This is a genomic window from Micromonospora sp. NPDC002411 (genome assembly GCF_053592955.1).
The window spans coordinates 1-5,177 of sequence record NZ_JBSFBM010000417.1; the positions used below are offsets into that span (position 1 = coordinate 1).

General features: G+C 72.3%; 6 protein-coding genes. 2 read left to right on the plus strand and 4 right to left on the minus strand.

The genetic code is table 11. The features are described 5' to 3' along the window. Positions 1 to 80: 80 nt before the first annotated feature. The 3 genes from ACWCO3_RS31165 to ACWCO3_RS31175 all read right to left on the minus strand — a co-directional run bounded on the left by ACWCO3_RS31165 (position 81) and on the right by ACWCO3_RS31175 (position 2,916). Positions 81 to 1,427 (minus strand): ABC1 kinase family protein, encoded by a 1,347-nt coding sequence (locus tag ACWCO3_RS31165; protein ID WP_145779088.1) that lies wholly within the window; start codon positions 1,425 to 1,427, stop codon positions 81 to 83. Next, complete coding sequence (locus ACWCO3_RS31170) at positions 1,424 to 2,536, minus strand: hypothetical protein (protein ID WP_450013461.1); 1,113 nt, start codon at positions 2,534 to 2,536, stop codon at positions 1,424 to 1,426. The genes ACWCO3_RS31165 and ACWCO3_RS31170 overlap by 4 nt, the downstream gene beginning before the upstream one ends. Positions 2,537 to 2,745: 209 nt before the next feature. Continuing rightward, positions 2,746 to 2,916 (minus strand): DUF5679 domain-containing protein, encoded by a 171-nt coding sequence (locus ACWCO3_RS31175; protein ID WP_167457767.1) that lies wholly within the window; start codon positions 2,914 to 2,916, stop codon positions 2,746 to 2,748. A 515-nt stretch (positions 2,917 to 3,431) separates the two neighbouring features. On the opposite strand from ACWCO3_RS31175, the gene ACWCO3_RS31180 reads away from it, so the two are divergent. Further along, complete coding sequence (locus ACWCO3_RS31180) at positions 3,432 to 3,962, plus strand: M48 metallopeptidase family protein (RefSeq protein WP_145779090.1); 531 nt, start codon at positions 3,432 to 3,434, stop codon at positions 3,960 to 3,962. A 169-nt stretch (positions 3,963 to 4,131) separates the two neighbouring features. Further along, entirely contained in the window at positions 4,132 to 4,740 is a 609-nt protein-coding gene (locus ACWCO3_RS31185; protein ID WP_145779091.1) for a glycosyltransferase family protein, read from the plus strand. 188 nt (positions 4,741 to 4,928) lie between these two features. Here the strand turns inward: ACWCO3_RS31185 and ACWCO3_RS31190 are convergent. Further along, positions 4,929 to 5,177: zinc-dependent metalloprotease (locus ACWCO3_RS31190; RefSeq protein ID WP_450013464.1), on the minus strand; the 249-nt coding region annotated here is incomplete at its 5' end.

A 5,177-nucleotide genomic window follows, 5' to 3' on the forward strand; every position in this document is an offset into this window, starting at 1 on the left:
GGCGCGCGACCTGGGCGTTCAATAGAACCACCCCACGCAGACGGGCGGGTGCCGACCGGCACCCGCCCTTCGTCACGTCGTCAGGCGACCGGCGCGAAGCCGGGCAGCCAGCGTTCCAGGATGCTGCGGTACGGGGCCCTCGCCTCCAACTGGCACAGCACACCGATCGATCCGAGCGTCACCCGGTGGATCAGTAGGTATGACGGCGGCAGGTTGAGCTGCCTGCTCAGCTGGTACGTGGGGGAGCGAGGGCTGGCCAGCCGGCCTGCTTCGGCCCGCAGCCACGCCCGGGTGAACCGGAACCCGTCCGCCGCGATGGGCTCCAGCATCGGACGGATGAAGTCGAGCACGCCCTCGGCGTCGATCTCCTCGGCGGAGCCGATGAAGCCCTCCGAACGAAGCCCCGCAACCACCTCGTCGGCGTCTCCGCGCAGGGCGGTCGCGGCGATGCGGCCGATCGGCTCCGGCGTGCCCTCCGGCATGCGGGCCACCGCACCGAAGTCGATCACCCCGAGTCGGCCGTCGGGCAGCAGCCGGAAGTTGCCCGGGTGCGGGTCGGCGTGCAGGAGCCCGGCACGCTGCGGCGCGGAGAGATGCAGGGTGGCCATCAACCGGCCCGCCTCGTCCCGCTCCTCCTCGGTGCCCTCACGGATGATGTCGGCCAGCGGGGTGCCCGTCACCCACTCGGTGACCAGCACCCGGGGTGCCGCGTTGACCACCTTCGGGATGTAGATCTCCGGGTCGTCGGCGTACGCGGCCGCGAAGGCGCGCTGCGACTCGGCCTCCAGCTCGTAGTCCAGTTCCTCGGTGATCCGCTCGCGCAGCTCCACCAGGAGCGGCTTGACGTCCAGGCCGGGTTGGATGGCCCGGAACATCCCGCCCAGGCGGGAGAGCTGCTTGAGGTCGCTGAGCAACGCCTCGCCGGCACCCGGATATTGGATCTTGACGGCGACGTCGCGGCTGTTCGGCACCCCCGACTCGTCGAACCCCGGCTCCCGCCACCGCGCCCGGTGCACCTGGCCGATGCTGGCGGCGGCGGCCGGGGTGTCGTTGAACTCGACGAACAGGTCCCGCCAGTCGGGGCCGAGCTGCTCGGCGAGCACCTTGTGCACGCTGGCCGCCGGCAGCGGTGGCGCTGCCTCCTGGAGCTTCGTGAGTGCCTGGCGGTAGGGCGCGGCGATCTCCTCCGGCAGCGCCGCCTCGAAGACCGACAGCGCCTGGCCGAACTTCATCGCCCCGCCCTTGAGCTGGCCCAACACGCTGAACAGCTGCTCGGCGGTGCGCTGCTGGATCTCCGCGGAGATCACGTCGGAGGCGAGCCCGGTGACGCGCTTTCCCATGCCGAGGACCGTCCGGCCGGCGAAGCCGAGCGGTAGGGCGGCGAGCTTGGCGGTGCGGGACACGGCGCGGCGCGGGATGTCGGTCACACGGTCATTGTTACCGACTGGAGGGCTCCGCTGCTGGTCTGCGGCCGGGCTGGTGCGGACACCCGGCCCCGCGAGCACCCACACGCCGGATGTGGCGGCCACCCTCGACGGCGGAAACCACCCGCACCGGTGATCTCCATGGCGGCACCCAGCGTCTCGGGCTGACCGCCGTCGAGCTGCGTCAGCGCCTCGGCCAGCGCGTACCCGATGGCGGCGAACAACGTGCTGGTCGCGCCGGCGGCGACCGGATCGGTGCCGGCGAGCTGAGCGGCGAGCCGCGGCCAGTCCGGGTCGCGGTCGGCCCGGTGCAGCTCCACGCAGTGCAGGCAGGGCCCGGCAGGTGGGCGGACCAGCGGCCCGATGACCGGTACGCCCTCGCGAAGGGTGACCAGCAGATGTGCCTGCCGCCGCTGGGCGTGGCCGGCGGCGAGCAGCGCGGGTGGCCGGTCCGTGCCGAGTTGGATCACCAGGTCCACCCGGCCGCCCCGGACCGGACGGGTGCCGGTGCCCGGCGCGACGCGGTCGACAGCGGCGCGCACCGCCGGTGCCAGCGGGTGGCCCAGCTCGACGGTAGGGATGCCGGTGCCGACCAGGTCGACGGGGCGTACCGGGCCGGTGAGCTGAGGGATCACCTGTCCGACGCCGGCCTGGGCCAGCGCCACCGCCAACGGCGCACCGAGCGCCCCGGCACCGGTGAGCGCCACCCGGGCGGTCCGCCGCCGACGCAAAACCTGTGCGGGGGTGCAGGGCAGCCGAGCAGCGGTCAGGGCCAGGGCGCCGGCCTCCGCCGTCAGCCGGGCACGAACCGGGCCGGCGAGGTCACGGGGGAGCAGGCTGTGCGCGGGCACCAGCAGGCCGGCCGTACGCAGGGCGTCGAGCAGCGTACGCGCCTCGTGGGCGGTGACCTGGACGGTGGCCGCCTGCGCCAGCACGGTGCGCTCGCTGCGGGTGCCGTCGATCAGGTCGAGCAGGTGGGCGGCTCGGGGGTTGGCCAGCTCGAGCAGCACGGCAAGCCCCGGCCCGACGCCGAGCTGGAGGGTGTGCCGGTCCCGCCAGAGTCGGTTGAGGCCGGGCAGCAGTGTGGGGCGGGGCAGTGGGGTGCGGCTCATGGTCGCTGATCGTGACCGCATCTTCGCGTTCGGTCGATCGTTGTCCACAGGTGCCCGGCCCTCTGTCCAGGGTTATCCACAGGCTCCGCCGGGTTTTCCACAGCCCGCCGGGACGGCTGTCAGTCACCCGACACACGAATGTGGGCACCCCCGGACGGCAACGGGGGCGGGGCGGCCGTCAGCCACCCCGCCCCCGTCAGCCGTGCGGGTCAGACCTTGGCCTTACCCAGGATGCGGTTCACTGTTGTCCCGCACACCGGACACTTGCCCTTGGCCATGTTCATTCCGGTCTTCGAGACCTCGACGTGCCCCTCGAAGTCCCGCTTCTCCTTGCACTTCACGCAGTAACCGTTGTAGGTCGTCTGGGCCTGGTCGGCCACGGTGCCCTCCTCGTCTCGTCCGCCGGTCGATGCCGTCCCGGCGGGGGTGCCCGGCGGCGGGCCACACGGGGCGCCGGCGCTGGGTCTCACTCCGCGGCCACCTTCGTGACCGCTGGTTCGCGGACCCTACCCAGGTCTGGGCAGTTCCATGTCAGCTGTGCATCGACACTGTGAGCAAGTCGACGTCGAGAGTGTGCATGGCGAAATAGGTCGGATAAGTCAGTTTGGCGGGGACACGCCGACCAAACCCTCACAGCCACCCGTGCGGGTGCCCCCCAAGGCCGAATCGAGGACGGTGATCACCTACGGTGAGAAGGCGTCGCGTACGGCCGCCATCGGCGTTCACGAAGGGTGACGAGATGGCTCGATGACGTCGCTGTCAAGAAATTTTCCGGACTCCTGGCGACCAATCACCACTTTCTGGGCGCGTGTCGCGCGGTTGACTCTTGCGGACCCCTGGTCAGTACGCATTAGCTTTCCTTCGTGACACGTAGCCGAGGCTGCGCGGGCCAGTGATGGCGGGGACGCGCAAGCCGGTCGTCGAAGTGCGGCGCAGCCAGCGCCGACGACGCACGGTGTCCGCGTACCGTGACGGTGAGCGCGTGGTCGTCCTCATCCCGGACCAGTTCTCCCGCGCCGAGGAGAGCGAGTGGGTCGACCGGATGCTCGCCCGGCTCGCCGCCCGGGAGGGGCGCCTGGCCCGCTCGGACGCCGAGCTGCTGGCGCGGGCCACCCGGCTCATCGACCTCCACCTCGCCGAGTACGCCTCGAAGGCAGTGCCGGCCAGCGTCCGCTGGGTCACCAACCAGAACGGTCGGTGGGGGTCCTGCACGCCCGCCGACCGCAGCATCCGGATTTCGCACCGTGTCCAGGAGATGCCCGACTGGGTGATCGACTACGTGCTGCTGCACGAGTTGACGCACCTCATCGTGCCCAGCCACAACGCCCGCTTCTGGGCGCTGGTCGGCCGCTACCCCAGGGCGGAGCGCGCGCGGGGCTACCTCGAAGGTGTGGCCGCCGCCTCCTGCGCTCCCGTCTCCACCTGACCCGTCCCGCAGGCCCCGTCCCCGTGCGGCCCGCTGACGCCTGATCCCTTTTGATCGACTCCAGATCGCCGACATGGGGGCATCCGGCGTCGCGGACACCCCCAGGTCGCCAATCTGGAGCGGGTCGGCGGGCTCGGGTTGCGGTCGGAGTACGCGCTAGGGTCGGCAGGTGGCACGACGGGTGGTAGTGGCGTTGCTCGGGCCGGTCCAGTGGTCGCCGCCGGGCGTCGACTTGGCGGAGTGGCGGGCGGCTCTCGCGGAAGACGTCATCGACCTGCTCGCCACGCTCAACGAGGTGGAGATCGCGGTCGCGGTCACCCCGGCCGACCGGGCCCTGGCCGACGCGTTGGTCTGGCCCGGGACGACCGTGTACGAGGTGGCCGAGCCGACGCCGAACGCGGTGTTCGCCGCGCTGGAGGGCTACGACCAGGCGGCGGTGCTGGTCGGCGACGTGCCGGACCTGCCCGCACTGACCGTCGGCAAGCTGCTGCGGCCGCTCACCACCCGACCCGTGGCGGTGGCCCCGGTCGACGGCGGTGGCCCGGGTCTGCTCGGTGTGGCAGTGCGGCTGCCCGTGCCGGGCTGGGTGCCCACGCTGGACCTGGACACGGCGACGCCGGCGGACGTGCGGTCCGGTGCCCCCCGACCTGGGGACGTCGCGGTCACCGCCGGTTGGCGACGGCTGCGCGGCCCGGCCGACCTGGCCACGCTGGACCCGGCCTTCGAAGGGTGGGAGGCGACCCGCGCCCTGCTCTCCGGCTCAGGCCGCCCCGCCTGACACTCACCAGCCAGCCAACCCTCGGCAAGCCTGGACGAGCGGGTCCTCACCCACGACGAGGCTGGCCCGCCACGTCGACCTGCTGGTGAGCGGCATACCTCAGAGGCATCTCGAAGGCGACGTGCGACCCGGGCGCCCGCCAGAACGCGCGGACGCCCGGGTCGACGCTCAGGCGTCAGGGCTCAGGCTCACGCCTTGGTGTCGCCGTCGCTGTCGCCGTCGGTCTCGTCGGGCTTGCCGGGGGCCTTCTCCTCGACCCCACCGGGTGCGGTGAAGTCGAAGCTGTCCAGCTCGCTCAGATCCATGTCGTTCATGGCGAAGGCGACCGGGTCGGCGAAGTCGTCGTCCGAGGGGAGCAGGTCCGGGTGCCCCCAGACGGCGTCGCGACCCTCGATGCCGCGGTGCTGGGTGAGCGCGGCCCACAGCGCGGCGGCCTC